Raw genomic sequence first — 14,292 nt, forward strand, 5'->3', positions numbered from 1 at the left:
GGGTGGGCGTCGGGGAAACTTGACCTTGCTCCCGGGTAAGGGTTTATGCTGCGGGCGACAAACGATTGCCCGATTAAGGAAAGGCCGATGCAACGCCGTGATTTTATTAAGATGACTACCGCGATGGCCGCTGCCAGCGCGCTGCCGTTATGGAGCCGTTCGCTGATGGCCGCGCAGGCACGCCCGGAGCTGCCCATTCCAACGTTACTGTCGCCAGACGTGCGCGGCGTAGTGAATATCTCGGCTCAGCAAGGTCAGTCGGTCTGGGCGGGGCAGTCGGTGCCGACCTGGGGCTATAACGGGGGGCTTCTCGGCCCGGCGATTCAGCTTGAACGTGGCAAACCCGTGAAGCTGAATGTGCATAACACGCTACCCGAAGCCACCACTCTCCACTGGCACGGTCTCGAACTGCCGGGAGAGGTTGATGGCGGGCCGCAGGCACTGATTGCGCCAGGCCAAACGCGTAGCGTCAGCTTCACACCTGACCAGCCTGCGGCCACCTGCTGGTTCCATCCTCATCAGCATGGCCGTACGGGATATCAGGTTGCACAGGGGCTGGCAGGATTAGTGCTGGTCAAAGACGATACGGCTGAAAAACTGCTGCTGCCTAAACTGTGGGGCGTCGATGACATCCCCGTTATTCTTCAGGATAAAAGGCTGAGCATGGACGGCGGCAAGATAGATTACAAACTTGACGTGATGAGTGCCGCCGTCGGCTGGTTTGGTAACACCCTGCTGACGAATGGCGCGATTTATCCGCAGCATCCGGTTCCGCGTGGCTGGCTGCGGCTACGGTTGCTGAACGGCTGCAACGCCCGTTCGCTGAATATCTCTACCTGTGACCGCCGCGCCATGTACGTCGTCGGCAGCGACGGCGGCCTGCTGGCCGAACCAGTAAAGCTAACCGAGCTTGCGATGTTGCCTGGGGAACGTTTTGAAGTGCTGATTGACACCCTGGACGGCAAACCTTTCGATTTACAAACGCTGCCGGTCAGGCAGATGGGCATGACGCTGGCGCCGTTCGACCAGCCGTTGCCGGTGCTCAGCATCAAGCCGCTACAGATCATGGCCAGCGGCTCGTTGCCGGACAAATTAGTCGACGTTCCGGCGCTTCCTGCACAGGACGGGCTGAAGACGCGCTGGCTACAGCTGTCGATGGATCCCGAGCTGGACCGCCGCGGCATGCTGGCGCTGATGGAAAGATACGGTCACGCGGCGATGGCAGGCATGAGCGGCGATGCTCATGATAATGATAATGAGATACCTCACGACACGCATCATGAGATGGCCGGCATGAAACCGTCAGCCACGCCGCAAGATTATGATTTCAGCATGGGCAATAAGATTAACGGCGTCGCTTTTGATATGAATAAGCCCGCTTTTGACGTTAAACAGGGCGTAACGGAGAAATGGACGATTTCGGGCGAGGGTGACGCGATGCTGCATCCTTTCCATATTCACGGCACGCAGTTCCGTATTCTGTCGGAAAACGGCAAGCCGCCAGCCGCGCACCGTAGCGGCTGGAAAGATACGGTTCACGTCGAAGGCTGGCGTAGCGAAGTGCTGGTGCGCTTTGATCATCTGGCCGCCAAAGAGCAGGCGTATATGGCGCACTGCCATCTGCTGGAACATGAAGATACCGGCATGATGCTTGGGTTTACGGTGAGTGCCTAGCTAACATTGCACGCCAGGTTTACTGGATGTGTTTACGCTTTAAAGCCGCGCATCGTTGCTAAGCAGCGGCACTATTAACAGAAAAACGCCTGCTTAATTTACGTTTTGCAGGCGCTTTTTGCTTACAGGATATTTTTATGAGAAGAACTGGCAAATAAGCCGTTCCGTTACCTGAATTTTACTGCCTCATACCGATAGCCAGTCGGTTAAAGGCGGACATAAGAGAAACGGCAAAAGTAAGATCGGATATCTCGCTATCTGAAAAATGTTCCTTCAGCGCTGCAAAATAGTCATCAGGCGCAAAAGTATCCCCGACGTTAACTAATGCTTCTGTCCACTGCAAAGCCGCTGTTTCTTTATCGTTAAAATGATGACTCACTCGCCAGCCTGCAAGTGCATCAATCTTAGCGTTTTCCACGCCCGAGCTCCTGAGCGATTTGGCGTGCATTTCCAGACAAAAAGCACATCCATTCATTTGGGAAGTGCGAAGATAAACCAGCTCAATAAGCACTTTACCCAACGTGCTTTTTTCTAACGCTTTTTTAGTCGCCGCGAGTCCGGCATAAGCGTCGTTTGATAACTGAAAGTAAGGCAGGCGAAGATGGCTCATCGTAATTCCTCAACGTTATTCGTTTTTAGATAATACCTGTTTTTATAAACAGCCATTTTCTTGTTGGTGCTGTCCGGGATGGGATAAGCGGCCTGATGTCATCGGCAAAAAACGTCTGCAAAGCGGGTATAAAAGTACAACCCGGCGGAATCTCTATTCCGCCGGAGCTTCGGTCTGTGCAGTTGCGTTAGCTAAAAGAGGGCAGCGTAGTAATGAAAGTAAATGAGTGAAAATATCAGCCCGAAATGCCGCGCTTTACACCTCTGCCAGCGCCAGCCGCAAATCCTCAATTAAATCGTCTTTGTTCTCAATACCAATCGAGACGCGAACCGTCGCTTCGTTGATACCGATCCGGGCACGCACGTCGGCCGGTACGCCGGAGTGCGTGGTGCTGGCTGGATGGCTGGCCAGCGACTCCGTACCGCCAAGACTCACCGCCAGTTTAAAGAGTTGCAGCGTATTCAACAGCTTGAATGCAGCTTCCTGACCGCCGACCACATCAAATGAGAAAGTCGACCCCGCGCCGCTGCACTGATTTTTAAACGTTTGCGCCGCAGCTGAATCCGCTGCCAGGAACGACAGATAATGCAGCTTTTCGATTTTGCTGTGAGTCCGCAGAAACTCGGCAACGGCCGCAGCGTTGTCGTTCGCTTTCTCCATCCGCAGCGACAGCGTTTCCAGCGAGCGGCCAATCATCCAGCAGGAGTGCGGATCGAGCTGGGTGCCAATAGCGCTGCGAAGTGATTTAATCTGTTTAATCAGTGTTTTATTTCCCATGACCGCGCCAGCGATCAGATCGGAATGGCCGCCCACATATTTGGTCAGAGAGTAGAGCGATAAATCAGCCCCATGTTCAGTCGGGCGCTGGAAAACAGGCCCGAGCAGCGTGTTATCGCAGGCAATCACTGGCCGGTGCTGCTGCTGTTTTTCAATGGCATCAGCAACCCGTTTAATCAGCGCAATATCCACCAGGCTGTTGGTCGGATTCGCGGGGGATTCAATCAAAATGACCGATACGCGCCCTTGTTGCATCGCCTCAGCGGCGGCAGCCTGCACCGACGCTTCGGTGACGCCGTCGGCAAAACCGACCGTCGCCACGCCCAGCTTGCGAAAAGTTTTGGTCAGCAGCGTTTCCGTCCCGCCATACAGCGGCTGCGAATGCAAAATAGCATCGCCTGGCTCGACAAAGGCCAGCAGGGTGGTAGAGATCGCCGACATCCCCGAGGAAAAAAGGGCGGCGCTTTCGGTGCGTTCATAAATTGCCAGGCGATCCTCAACGATTTCGCTGTTGGGATGGTTAAAGCGGGAATAGACCAGGCCGTTGCCTTCACCTTCGGGCGGTTCACGCCTGCCGGAAACATAATCAAAAAAATCACGGCCTTCTTCTGCCGTATTAAAAACGAAGGTCGACGTCAGAAATACTGGCGGTTTTACCGCACCTTCAGACAGCGCCGGATCGTAGCCATAATTCAGCATTTGTGTTTCAGGTTGCAGCTCACGAGTACCGAGGTGGGTTTTTTTGGAATGCGGGGTAGCCATGCAATCTCCTGCCGGTCAGGCATGTTGACACAGAGTAAGTTGGGCCTAGGCTAGCATGCCGACAAACCGGCGATTAAATAAATTATTCATCTATCGTTAAAACCAATTGCATTATTAAATGATGTAAAACAGCCATTTTGAAGTCTATATGTCTGACTGGTGAATATGACGCCGGTTGAGCCGCAACGGGTAAAAGCACGAGTGAAGTGTGATAAACTTGGCTGCTTCCGTTAAGCCATCGACAATATCGACATAACTATGAAACACACTGTAGAAGTCATGATCTCTGAAGAAGAGATTGCCAAACGCATTGCTGAGCTGGGCCAGCAGATTAGCGAAAACTATCGTGACAGCGGCAGCGAAATGGTGCTGGTTGGCCTGTTACGCGGCTCCTTTATGTTTATGGCAGATCTCTGTCGCAAAATCGATGTGTCACACGAAGTCGATTTTATGACGGCTTCCAGCTACGGCAGCGGTATGTCTACCACGCGCGATGTAAAAATCCTGAAAGATCTGGATGAGGATATTCGCGGCAAGGATGTATTAATCGTGGAGGACATCATCGACTCCGGCAATACGCTGAGCAAAGTGCGGGAAATTCTCAGCCTGCGTCAGCCAAAATCGCTGGCGATTTGCACGCTGCTGGATAAGCCTGAACGTCGTGAAGTGGAAGTGCCGGTAGAATACGTCGGCTTTACGATCCCGGATAAGTTCGTGGTGGGTTATGGCATTGACTACGCCCAGCGCTATCGCCATCTGCCTTACGTAGGCCACGTGGTAATGCTGGACGAGTAAGACTGACCGCACAATCGACTAAGGCCGGATTTTCCGGCCTGTTATATTATGCAGCCCGGAAATCAGTTCGGGTTTTGTAAGTCTTTCAGCGCGTTAGCCATACCGGCATGATAACGCTGCTCAAGGTCATCCATGCTGGACGAGGCGACTTCCAGATCGTGCAGATGACCATCCTGAATGCCGTAAACCCAGCCGTGAATTTTGACATCCTGACCACGCTTCCATGCAGACTGCATGATCGTTGAGTGGCCCAGGTTATAAACCTGCTCAATCACGTTGATTTCACAAAGTTTATTAAAACGCTGTTCCGGCGTCGGCAGCTGTTTCAATGACGAACTATGCTTGTACCACAGATCGCGAATATGTAGCAGCCAGTTGTTGATCAGGCCCAGTTCCGGGTTTTCAACCGCAGCCTGCACACCGCCGCAGCCATAGTGACCACAAATGATGATGTGTTCGACTTGCAGCACTTCAACAGCGTACTGCACAACGGACAGGCAGTTCAGATCGGTATGAATAACCAGGTTTGCGACGTTGCGATGAACGAACAGCTCGCCCGGTTCCAGACCGGTCAGGCGTTCGGCAGGTACGCGGCTGTCGGAACAGCCAATCCAGAGAAAACGAGGTTTCTGCGCCAGTGACAGACGCTCAAAGAACTCCGGGTTTTCTTCTTTCAGCAGGCGAGACCACTCGCGGTTGTTACTGATGAGAGTTTCAATGTCTTTCATTTTTTATATCGCCATAACTTGATATGCGTCGCAGTAATATAGGCCATCAAACTGTGATTTAAAACGCTAAACAAGAAAACCATACAAAACAGGGCAATCCTTTACCTATGACTTATGCACTGGAACTCGAAAAACTGACCAAAACCTATGCGGGTGGCGTTCAGGCTTTGAAGGGAATCGATCTCAGCGTGGAGGCCGGCGATTTTTACGCACTGCTTGGCCCTAACGGCGCGGGCAAATCCACCACCATCGGTATTATCAGCTCGCTGGTTAATAAAACGGCTGGCAAAGTGCGGGTGTTTGGCTATGACCTGCAACAGGATGTGGTCAATGCCAAGCGTCAGCTGGGTTTGGTGCCTCAGGAATTCAACTTCAATCAGTTTGAAACCGTCTTGCAGATTGTGGTCAGTCAGGCTGGCCTGTATGGCGTTGAGAAGCCTGAAGCGCTGAAACGAGCTGAAAAATACTTGAAGCAGCTGGACTTATGGGACAAACGCAACGAACGTGCGCGGATGCTATCTGGCGGGATGAAACGACGCCTGATGATTGCACGTGCGCTGATGCACGAGCCTAAGCTGCTGATTTTGGATGAACCCACCGCAGGCGTGGATATTGAGCTGCGTCGCTCAATGTGGACGTTTTTGCAGGATCTGAATGCCAGAGGCACCACCATCATTTTAACCACCCACTATCTGGAAGAAGCTGAGATGCTGTGCCGCAATATCGGCATTATTCAGCACGGTAAGCTGGTGGAAAACACCACCATGAAAGGGCTGCTGTCGAAACTGAAGTCCGAGACTTTTATTCTCGATCTGGCACCCAAAAGCGCGCTGCCGCAGCTGGAAGGTTTCCAGTATCGGCTGGTGGACACCTCAACGCTGGAAGTGGAGGTGCTGCGCGAGCAGGGGCTAAACAGCGTATTCAGCCAGCTCAGCCATCAGGGCGTGCAGGTATTGAGTATGCGTAACAAGGCGAACCGTCTTGAGGAGCTGTTTGTCGACCTGGTAAACGGTCGCAAAGGAGGAAAAGCATGACACATTTGTATTGGGTCGCCCTGAAGAGCATCTGGGGAAAAGAGATTAACCGCTTCGCGCGCATCTGGATCCAGACGCTGGTGCCGCCGGTGATCACCATGACGCTCTATTTTATTATCTTCGGCAACCTGATCGGTTCGCGGATTGGCGATATGCATGGCTTCAGCTATATGCAGTTTATCGTGCCGGGCCTGATCATGATGGCGGTCATCACCAATGCTTACGCCAACGTCGCCTCTTCCTTCTTCAGCTCGAAGTTCCAGCGCAATATCGAAGAACTGCTGGTCGCACCGGTGCCTACGCATGTCATTATCGCAGGCTATGTCGGCGGTGGCGTGGCACGTGGCATCTGCGTTGGCGTGTTGGTGACGGCCATTTCGCTGTTCTTCGTGCCGTTCCATGTTCACTCATGGCTGATGGTCGCGGTGACGCTGCTGCTGACGGCGATCCTGTTCTCGCTGGCTGGCCTGCTGAACGCGGTCTTTGCGCGTACGTTTGACGATATCAGCCTGATCCCGACCTTTGTGCTGACGCCGCTGACTTACCTGGGCGGCGTGTTCTACTCGTTAACGCTGTTGCCGCCTTTCTGGCAGATGGTCTCTAAGCTGAATCCTATCGTCTATATGATCAGCGGTTTCCGCTTCGGATTCTTAGGCATTTCCGACGTGCCGCTGGTGTTTACGCTGGGCGTACTGATTGCCTTTATTGTGGTGTTCTATCTTCTGGTCTGGGTGCTTATCCAGCGCGGGAGAGGGTTGAGAACCTAACCCTGGCGTTAATTATTTGAAAGGCCGCTAACGCGGCCTTTCAGACTGCTGACAAATCTGAAGCGAAGGGAGCCTACTGCGCAGACTCAGGCAACCTGTACCGGCACCGCTTTTGCCAGACGCTTCATTACGTTATCCCCTTCAAAATAGGCCACTTTCGGCTGCCATTCCCGCGCTTCAGCATCCGGCATCTCTACGTAAGAACAGATAATCAGAATATCGCCTTCGCAGGCACAGCGCGCGGCGGCACCGTTAACCGAAATGATCTTCGATCCGCGCTCGGCGGCAATCGCGTAGGTGGAAAAACGCTGGCCGTTGGTCACGTTATAAATATCAATCGCTTCGTACTGCAAAATGCCAGAAGCGTCGAGGAAGTCCTGGTCGATAGCGCAGGACCCTTCATAATTAAGATCGGCCTGAGTCACTTTGACCCGGTGAAGTTTACCCTGCAACATAGTACGGTTCATCACTTGCTTACCTTTCAAATAGCCATAACGAACGCCAGCGAGGCGTGACCACTTTACTGCGTTAAATCTACCTGCTTGTTATCAATCAGGCGGGCTTTGCCTAACCAGGCCGCCATCAGGATCACCGCTCGCTGGCTGTCGACGTTAAGCGGCAGCAGCGTGTCGGCGTCGCAAATCGCCAGGCCGTCAGCTCGCAGCCCTTTTACCGCCAGCGCGGCGTCAGCATCGGCAATGATTTCGTCAACGTGCCGTTCACCATTGGACAACCGCTCGGCCATGCTGTTCATGACTTCGCTTAGTACTGGCGCAATTTTACGCTCGTCTGCGGTTAAATAGCCATTGCGGGAGCTGAGTGCCAGGCCATCTTTAGCACGAATGGTCGGCACGCCGACAATGTCGATGTCATAGCCCATATCCGCCACCATTTTGCGGATCAGCGCCAGCTGCTGATAATCTTTTTCGCCAAAGCAGGCGAGGTCCGGCTGCACCAGGTTGAAAAGCTTACTGACGATGGTTGAGACGCCGCGAAAATGCCCCGGACGGCTGGCACCTTCCAGCAGCGTGGACAGGCCAGGTACATCAACAAACGTCTGCTCGCTCAATCCTTTTGGATAGATATCGCCAGGCGCTGGTGCAAAAACCAGATCGACTTTGCGGCGGTTCAGCTTTTCGCAGTCTTCCTGTAGCGTGCGCGGATAGCGCGCCAGATCGTCAGGACGCTCAAACTGCATCGGGTTAACGAAAATGGACGTCACCACGATGTCAGCTCTCGCCCGGGCTTCGTCGACCAGCGTCATATGCCCTTCGTGCAGATTGCCCATCGTCGGCACCAGCGCAATACGTTTACCCTCCTGCCGCCAGCGGCGGATCTCGCGACGCAGCATGGGCAAGGTTTCAATAATTAGCACGGTGCTTCTCCTGGTTTAATAAAAACTGTGTTCATCGGCCGGGTAGGTTCCCGCTTTGACTTCTGCATCATATTGCCTCACGGCTGCCCGCATATCACCTGTTTCAGCCAGGAAGTTTTTGGCGAATTTGGGGATATGACCGCCGGTGATGCCAAACGCGTCGTGCATCACTAAAATCTGGCCGTCGGTAACGTTGCCCGCACCGATGCCGATAACCGGGATGGTGAGGGTGTCGGTAACACGCTGCGCCAGCGCAACGGGAACGCATTCCAGCACCAGCATCTGCGCGCCTGCGGCTTCCAGCGCCAGCGCATCGGCCAGCAGCGCATCCGCCGCCTCGCTGCTGCGTCCCTGAACCTTATAGCCGCCAAAGACATTAACCGATTGCGGCGTCAGGCCAAGGTGGCCGCAAACCGGCACCGCACGTTCGGTCAACTGCTTTACCGTCTCGCACAGCCATTTGCCGCCTTCAAGCTTGATCATATTTGCGCCTGCGCGCATCAGTTCTGCCGCGCTGGCAAAGGTTTGTTCCGGCGTGGCATACGTCATAAACGGCAGGTCGGCGAGCAGTAAGGCGGAAGGTGCGCCGCGACGTACGGCCTGGGTATGATAAACAATATCAGCCAGCGTGACGGGCAGGGTGGAATCGTGTCCCTGGACCACCATTCCCAGCGAATCGCCCACTAACATCACCTGAATCCCTTCATCGGCAAACAGGCGGGCAAAGCTGAAATCGTAGGCGGTAATGGAGGCAAACTTTTGCCCACTTTTTTTCCACTGGAGAAGGGTAGAGACCGTAGTCGGTTTCATCACAACCTCTTGGTAAGGGTTTTTGTGGACGTATAGTAATCGATGGAAAGGGGGTTTGCACTACCAGGGAAGGATGGCGCTCGAATCAAGGCCTGAGAGTAGATCGCGGGCGCGAGTCCCGTCCGGTAGCACGATGTCCGGCACGATTTCCAGCAGCGGAACCAGCATAAAAGCACGGTTGTGCATATCATAATGCGGCACGATCAGACGCGGCGTATTCAGCGTCAAATCACCAAACAGCATGATATCCAGATCCAGCGTGCGCGGTCCCCAACGTTCATCTTTGCGTACGCGGCCCTGTTCCAGCTCAATACGCTGCGTCAGATCAAGCAGCGCTTCCGGGGCCAGTTCGGTATCCAGCGCAACGGCTGCGTTAAGGTAATCCGGCTGATCGGGCGGGCCGTAAGGAGGCGTGCGATATAAAGAGGACGTGGCGACGAGTCTCGTGTCGGGCAGGGCGGCCAATGCATCAAGTGCAGCCTGCACCTGATGCAATGGATCGGCAAGATTACTGCCTAAAGCGAGATAAACGCGGGTCATACGTTGTTGCTGTTGCCGTCGCGGCGCGGGCCAGGAACGCGCTTGCGCGGACGGCGAGTGCGGCGGCGTGGAACGGGATCGTCTCCCAGCGTATTCAGCATCGTTTTCTGCTGTGGCGGCGCGGCCACCTGGAATTCGCCCCACCAGGCAGACAGGCGCAGCAGCTCCTGGTTGTTCTCAACTTCAGCACGCAGCGCCAGCAGATCGTAAGCCGCACGGAACTTAGGATGCTCCATCAGCTTCCAGGCGCGTTTACCGTGACGGCGAGACAGGCGCAGCTGCAGCTGCCAGATATCCCGTACCAGCGTGGTAATACGCTTTGGAATGGCCAGCGAGCGGCAGGCTTCGTCCAGCACGTCATTCATCGCCAGTGCGAAAGCGTCGTAATAGGCGAGCCCGCTTTCCTGCGCAATTTTCTGCGCCGCTTCCAGCTGCGGATACCAAAACATCGCTGCGAACAGGAAGGCCGGATTAACGCGCATCTGGTTATGGATCCGGTTGTCGGTGTTTTTCAGCACCTGCACAATCATCCGTTCCATATTGCTGTCGCCCTTTTCCGTAAAGTAACGGGTAATGGTCGGGAACAGCGGCTGGAACAGCTGATATTCACGCAGCTGCAAATAAGTGCTGTAGCCGTAACCGGCCTGCAGCAGCTTCAGCGTTTCTTCAAACAGACGAGCGGGCGGAATATCGTGCAGCAGCGTAGCCAGACGCGGGATTGGCTCAGCCGTTTCGGCCGCAATCGACATATCCAGCTTGGCGGCGAAACGGATCACGCGCAGCATTCGCACCGGATCTTCACGGTAGCGGGTTTCCGGCACGCCAATCAGACGAATAATGCCCTGTTGCAGATCGTTCAGGCCGCCAACGTAATCGCGCACGCTGAAATCGGCCACGCTGTAATAAAGGCTGTTGATGGTCAAATCGCGGCGCTGGGCGTCATCTTCAATCGAACCGAAAATGTTGTCGCGCAGCAGCATACCGTTCTGGCCACGCTGAGAACTGTTGCGATCGTCCGCCAGCTGTTCCGCTTCGTGATGACCACGAAAGGTGGCAACCTCGATAATTTCGGGGCCAAACATCACGTGTGCCAGGCGGAAGCGACGGCCAACCAGACGGCAGTTGCGGAACAGTTTACGCATCTGCTCCGGCGTGGCGTTGGTGGTCACGTCAAAATCTTTTGGTTTTTTGCCCAGCAGCAGATCGCGGACGCCACCGCCGACAAGGTAGGCTTCATAGCCCGCTTTGTTCAGGCGGTACAGTACCTTGAGGGCATTTTCACTGATATCTTTGCGCGAAATAGTATGACGATCGCGAGGGATAACGGTCATCTGTTGCACTTCAGCAATTTCGGCTGGTGCCTCGCCTTCGCGGCTCAAAACTTTTCGGCAAAAATTAGCAACTCGGGTAAAAATGGGACACCTCGATAGTGATTTTAAGCTGGGCGATAAAAAAACAGCGGCTAATCATAGCTCAGTGCGGCTCATTTGAGAATGCTCATCTCAAATACCTTCGATATCATTGACGCCTCAGGCTGTCCAGTTTGCTATGAAATGAGCAAACCGTTGTCTGTTATCGTCTCACTGACGCTTAAAATTAATCCGCTACAGTGTTAGCAGCGAAGCATCCTTTTGCGGGATCTTCGCAACATCCCACTGCATCACCGCCTGCTGTAATAATGCCAAAAGCGGTCGATCCCGCCATCCCTGTTCCACCGGCTGACCCAGAAAGTGCAGCGCTTTTACCAATGCAGGACGCGGATCGCCTTCCGGCAACGGCGGCGCGTGATTCTGTTTGGAAAGCTTATTGCCATCTGGATTAATCACCAGCGGCAAGTGCAGATAGCCCGGTGCCTGCCAGCCAAACTGCTGATAAAGCGCAATCTGCCGGACCGTTGGCTCAATCAGGTCGGCGCCCCGTACAACTTCCGTCACGCCCTGAAAATGATCGTCCACCACTACGGCCAGATTATAAGCAAACAATCCGTCGCGCCGGTGAATAATAAAATCCTCACGCGCCAGCCCGGGATCTGCCGTTATCAACCCACGCAAGTTATCATGAAATTGCTCAACTGGCTGATCCAGTCGTAGCCGTAATGCCGCGTTGGCCGGGCCACAATGTCGGTTTCGGCAATAGCCGTCATAAAGACCGCCAATTTGCTGAATACGGCTACGCGGACAGGTGCAGTAATAGCTACGATTGTGCTGCTGAAGAAATGCCAGCGCGTCGCGATAGGCCTCATGACGTTGAGACTGCCAGAGAACCTCACCATCCCAGTGCAAACCGTGCTGTTCCAGTTGGGTGAGGATGCGTTTGGCCGCGCCGGGCACTTCGCGAGGCGGATCGATATCTTCAATGCGAACCCACCATTTGCCCTGATGCGCGCGAGCCTGTAGATAGCTACCGAGCGCGGCAATCAACGAGCCGAAATGCAGTTCACCGGAAGGAGAGGGGGCGAAACGCCCAACGTAAGCGTTGTACATAGAGGATGAGACAGGCAGTGAAGCAGGCGCCTCACTGCACAATCCATTAGCCATTAACCGGCCATTTGTTTTTCGCGGATTTCCGCCAGCGTTTTACAGTCGATACAAAGATCGGCAGTAGGACGTGCTTCAAGGCGGCGAATACCAATTTCTACACCACAAGAATCGCAGTAGCCGAAATCGTCATCTTCCACTTTCTTCAGCGTCTTCTCGATCTTCTTAATCAGTTTGCGCTCACGGTCACGGTTACGCAGTTCAAGACTGAACTCCTCTTCCTGTGCAGCCCGGTCAACCGGATCGGGGAAGTTGGCAGCTTCGTCTTGCATGTGCGACACGGTGCGGTCAACTTCATCCCGGAGCTGATTGCGCCAGGCTTCAAGGATCTTCTTGAAATGCTCCAGCTGGGCGTCATTCATGTACTCTTCGCCCGGCTTCTCCTGATAAGGCTCCACGCCAGCAATGGCGAGAATACTCAGGGACGAGGTTTTACGGTTTTGCCCTTCTTGCATGCTGTTTCTCCTGGATAACACGCACTATCGATCCCCAGCGGGGATAAAAACAGGTCGCTATAAATAGCAGAAGCGATAAAGGTTGGCAATTATTCCTGAACATCCCTTGACAAGGCTGTGAGTAAAAGCGTATTTGGCACAATATAGAGATCGTTCCAATTACAGCAGTTTATCCCTCAACGGCCACGCTCTTTTGCAGGATAATTTCTTCAGGTGATAACTGCGCTTTATAACAAAGCACTTCAACCCCGCTTGCACGCGCCTGTGCCATGAGTTCTGCGTATCGTGCATCAATATGACGCGCCGGGGTAACGTCCTCAATCCCCGAGTGCAGAACGGCAAATAACATCACCGCGCGCTGGCCATTTTCAGCAATTTTCGCCAGTTCACGCAAATGCTTCTGGCCCCGCACGGTAACCGCATCCGGAAAATACCCTTTACCTTGGTGTAAAAGCGTCACGGATTTGACTTCAATATAGCAGTTGACGCGGTCGTCTGCCTTTAACAGGAAATCAATACGGCTTTTTTCTGCGCCGTATTTCACTTCACTTTGCAGACTGGTGTAACCGGACAATTCCGGAATAGTGTGCGTACTCAGCGCCTCTTTAACTAACGTATTGGCGCGTAAGGTATTCACGCAAATCCAGTGGCCCTGTTGCGTTTCCGTCAGCTCCCAGCTGTGCGGATATTTTCTTGTTAAACTTGCCGAGGTCGAATACCACACCGTATCGCCGGGCGTCGCGCAGCCGGTCATTGCACCGGTATTGGCGCAATGAATGGTCATTTCTTCCCCCTCAGGGGTGATCACATCGGCCAGAAAGCGCTTGTAACGTTTGATCAGCGTCGCTGGCTTCAGCGCGGGCGTAAATTTCATTCCGTATCCTGCTTCAGTTCCCAGTCTGCCAGCGTTTTGTAGCGTGTCCGGCCTTTAGCAAAAACCGACTCGAACAGCGCAAAACGCTCGACGCGAAACTGCCAGCGAAAATTACGCGGCGGCAACGTGACCGGCTGCGTAGCATTACGCAGTAATGTGACATGTGGATGAAAGGGGAGAGGACTTTGATAACATCCGCTGCGGGCGGCCTGAGATCTCAGCATCCCGGCCAGCTGGAGCAAGCCGCGCGGCGCCTGCTTTGGCCCCAGCCAGACGACGCCCGAGCGCGGCCAGTGCCCGGCATCATCCAGCGTCAGGGTAAAAGGAGATTGCCTGATACGTCCGGCCATCTGCCGTAGCGCCCGGCCTTTTTCTTCACCGATTTCACCAAGAAAGGCCAGCGTCAGGTGTAGATTCGCTGCGGCAACAGGACGTCCCGCTTCCTCCGCAAAGGTAGTGGCTCGCCATTTTATTAAGCTCTGCCTGCTCTCTTCCGGCAGCGCGATGCCGAAAAACAGCCTTTTTTGCTCACTCATGGTGCTCCCCGGTATTCC

The 14,292-nt window shown here is 54.1% G+C and carries 16 protein-coding genes; 4 read left to right on the top strand and 12 right to left on the bottom strand.

Annotated features, from left to right (window positions below):
- The first annotated feature begins 87 nt into the window (after positions 1–87).
- The gene (gene cueO, locus EHV07_RS04010; RefSeq protein ID WP_147195323.1) at positions 88–1,674 is read left to right on the top strand and encodes a multicopper oxidase CueO; all 1,587 of its coding nucleotides are present in this window, start codon (positions 88–90) and stop codon (positions 1,672–1,674) included.
- 178 nt (positions 1,675–1,852) lie between these two features.
- On the opposite strand, the gene EHV07_RS04015 is transcribed toward cueO, so the two are convergent.
- Complete coding sequence (locus tag EHV07_RS04015; RefSeq protein WP_147195326.1) at positions 1,853–2,284, bottom strand: carboxymuconolactone decarboxylase family protein; 432 nt, start codon at positions 2,282–2,284, stop codon at positions 1,853–1,855.
- A 255-nt stretch (positions 2,285–2,539) separates the two neighbouring features.
- Positions 2,540–3,823 (bottom strand): cystathionine gamma-synthase family protein, encoded by a 1,284-nt coding sequence (locus tag EHV07_RS04020; protein WP_147195329.1) that lies wholly within the window; start codon positions 3,821–3,823, stop codon positions 2,540–2,542.
- A 258-nt stretch (positions 3,824–4,081) separates the two neighbouring features.
- Between EHV07_RS04020 and hpt the strand changes: the two genes are divergently transcribed.
- Positions 4,082–4,618, top strand: a complete 537-nt coding sequence (gene hpt, locus EHV07_RS04025) for a hypoxanthine phosphoribosyltransferase (protein ID WP_147195331.1) — start codon at positions 4,082–4,084, stop codon at positions 4,616–4,618.
- Positions 4,619–4,680: 62 nt separating this feature from the next.
- Here hpt and can read toward each other — a convergent pair whose 3' ends face one another.
- Positions 4,681–5,346: a carbonate dehydratase gene (gene can, locus EHV07_RS04030; protein WP_147195333.1), complete on the bottom strand. Its 666-nt coding sequence runs from the start codon at positions 5,344–5,346 to the stop codon at positions 4,681–4,683.
- Between the two features lie 107 nt (positions 5,347–5,453).
- Here can and EHV07_RS04035 point away from each other — a divergent pair, with 107 nt between their 5' ends.
- Together EHV07_RS04035 and EHV07_RS04040 are read left to right on the top strand one after the other, a co-directional pair.
- Complete coding sequence (locus tag EHV07_RS04035; protein WP_147195335.1) at positions 5,454–6,380, top strand: ABC transporter ATP-binding protein; 927 nt, start codon at positions 5,454–5,456, stop codon at positions 6,378–6,380.
- Positions 6,377–7,147, top strand: a complete 771-nt coding sequence (locus EHV07_RS04040) for an ABC transporter permease (protein ID WP_147195337.1) — start codon at positions 6,377–6,379, stop codon at positions 7,145–7,147. The genes EHV07_RS04035 and EHV07_RS04040 overlap by 4 nt, the downstream gene beginning before the upstream one ends.
- Positions 7,148–7,233: 86 nt before the next feature.
- Here the strand turns inward: EHV07_RS04040 and panD are convergent, their stop codons facing one another.
- The 9 genes from panD to thpR all read right to left on the bottom strand — a co-directional run bounded on the left by panD (position 7,234) and on the right by thpR (position 14,274).
- A complete protein-coding gene (gene panD / locus EHV07_RS04045; protein ID WP_147200520.1) occupies positions 7,234–7,614 on the bottom strand; it encodes an aspartate 1-decarboxylase in 381 nt (126 codons plus the stop codon).
- A 53-nt stretch (positions 7,615–7,667) separates the two neighbouring features.
- A complete protein-coding gene (gene panC / locus EHV07_RS04050; protein WP_147195339.1) occupies positions 7,668–8,522 on the bottom strand; it encodes a pantoate--beta-alanine ligase in 855 nt (284 codons plus the stop codon).
- Positions 8,523–8,537: 15 nt separating this feature from the next.
- The gene (gene panB / locus EHV07_RS04055) at positions 8,538–9,332 is read right to left on the bottom strand and encodes a 3-methyl-2-oxobutanoate hydroxymethyltransferase (RefSeq protein ID WP_147195341.1); all 795 of its coding nucleotides are present in this window, start codon (positions 9,330–9,332) and stop codon (positions 8,538–8,540) included.
- Between the two features lie 60 nt (positions 9,333–9,392).
- Positions 9,393–9,872 carry a 2-amino-4-hydroxy-6-hydroxymethyldihydropteridine diphosphokinase gene (gene folK / locus EHV07_RS04060; protein WP_147195342.1) on the bottom strand — a complete coding sequence of 160 codons (480 nt, stop codon included), beginning with the start codon at positions 9,870–9,872 and terminating at the stop codon, positions 9,393–9,395.
- On the bottom strand, positions 9,869–11,287 hold the full coding sequence (pcnB, locus tag EHV07_RS04065; RefSeq protein ID WP_147195344.1) for a polynucleotide adenylyltransferase PcnB: 1,419 nt from the start codon (positions 11,285–11,287) through the stop codon (positions 9,869–9,871). Before pcnB ends, folK begins: the two co-directional genes overlap by 4 nt.
- Positions 11,288–11,476: 189 nt before the next feature.
- Positions 11,477–12,355 (bottom strand): tRNA glutamyl-Q(34) synthetase GluQRS, encoded by an 879-nt coding sequence (gluQRS, locus tag EHV07_RS04070; RefSeq protein ID WP_147200521.1) that lies wholly within the window; start codon positions 12,353–12,355, stop codon positions 11,477–11,479.
- A 53-nt stretch (positions 12,356–12,408) separates the two neighbouring features.
- Positions 12,409–12,864 carry an RNA polymerase-binding protein DksA gene (gene dksA, locus EHV07_RS04075; RefSeq protein ID WP_147195346.1) on the bottom strand — a complete coding sequence of 152 codons (456 nt, stop codon included), beginning with the start codon at positions 12,862–12,864 and terminating at the stop codon, positions 12,409–12,411.
- A 169-nt stretch (positions 12,865–13,033) separates the two neighbouring features.
- A complete protein-coding gene (sfsA, locus tag EHV07_RS04080) occupies positions 13,034–13,738 on the bottom strand; it encodes a DNA/RNA nuclease SfsA (protein WP_147195348.1) in 705 nt (234 codons plus the stop codon).
- Entirely contained in the window at positions 13,735–14,274 is a 540-nt protein-coding gene (gene thpR / locus EHV07_RS04085) for an RNA 2',3'-cyclic phosphodiesterase (protein ID WP_147195350.1), read from the bottom strand. The genes sfsA and thpR overlap by 4 nt, the downstream gene beginning before the upstream one ends.
- Between the last annotated feature and the right edge of the window lie 18 nt (positions 14,275–14,292).

The sequence above is a fragment of the Pantoea sp. CCBC3-3-1 genome (genome assembly GCF_007981265.1).
GTDB lineage: Bacteria > Pseudomonadota > Gammaproteobacteria > Enterobacterales > Enterobacteriaceae > Erwinia.

What these genes read in the sequence shown, in the direction of transcription:
- panD (WP_147200520.1), bottom strand. Translation starts at nt 7,614, where the DNA reads ATGAACCGTACTATGTTGCAGGGTAAACTTCACCGGGTCAAAGTGACT.
- EHV07_RS04040 (WP_147195337.1), top strand. Translation starts at nt 6,377, where the DNA reads ATGACACATTTGTATTGGGTCGCCCTGAAGAGCATCTGGGGAAAAGAG.
- can (WP_147195333.1), bottom strand. Translation starts at nt 5,346, where the DNA reads ATGAAAGACATTGAAACTCTCATCAGTAACAACCGCGAGTGGTCTCGC.
- EHV07_RS04020 (WP_147195329.1), bottom strand. Translation starts at nt 3,823, where the DNA reads ATGGCTACCCCGCATTCCAAAAAAACCCACCTCGGTACTCGTGAGCTG.
- sfsA (WP_147195348.1), bottom strand. Translation starts at nt 13,738, where the DNA reads ATGAAATTTACGCCCGCGCTGAAGCCAGCGACGCTGATCAAACGTTAC.
- gluQRS (WP_147200521.1), bottom strand. Translation starts at nt 12,355, where the DNA reads ATGTACAACGCTTACGTTGGGCGTTTCGCCCCCTCTCCTTCCGGTGAA.
- hpt (WP_147195331.1), top strand. Translation starts at nt 4,082, where the DNA reads ATGAAACACACTGTAGAAGTCATGATCTCTGAAGAAGAGATTGCCAAA.
- EHV07_RS04035 (WP_147195335.1), top strand. Translation starts at nt 5,454, where the DNA reads ATGACTTATGCACTGGAACTCGAAAAACTGACCAAAACCTATGCGGGT.
- thpR (WP_147195350.1), bottom strand. Translation starts at nt 14,274, where the DNA reads ATGAGTGAGCAAAAAAGGCTGTTTTTCGGCATCGCGCTGCCGGAAGAG.
- folK (WP_147195342.1), bottom strand. Translation starts at nt 9,872, where the DNA reads ATGACCCGCGTTTATCTCGCTTTAGGCAGTAATCTTGCCGATCCATTG.
- cueO (WP_147195323.1), top strand. Translation starts at nt 88, where the DNA reads ATGCAACGCCGTGATTTTATTAAGATGACTACCGCGATGGCCGCTGCC.
- panB (WP_147195341.1), bottom strand. Translation starts at nt 9,332, where the DNA reads ATGAAACCGACTACGGTCTCTACCCTTCTCCAGTGGAAAAAAAGTGGG.
- EHV07_RS04015 (WP_147195326.1), bottom strand. Translation starts at nt 2,284, where the DNA reads ATGAGCCATCTTCGCCTGCCTTACTTTCAGTTATCAAACGACGCTTAT.
- dksA (WP_147195346.1), bottom strand. Translation starts at nt 12,864, where the DNA reads ATGCAAGAAGGGCAAAACCGTAAAACCTCGTCCCTGAGTATTCTCGCC.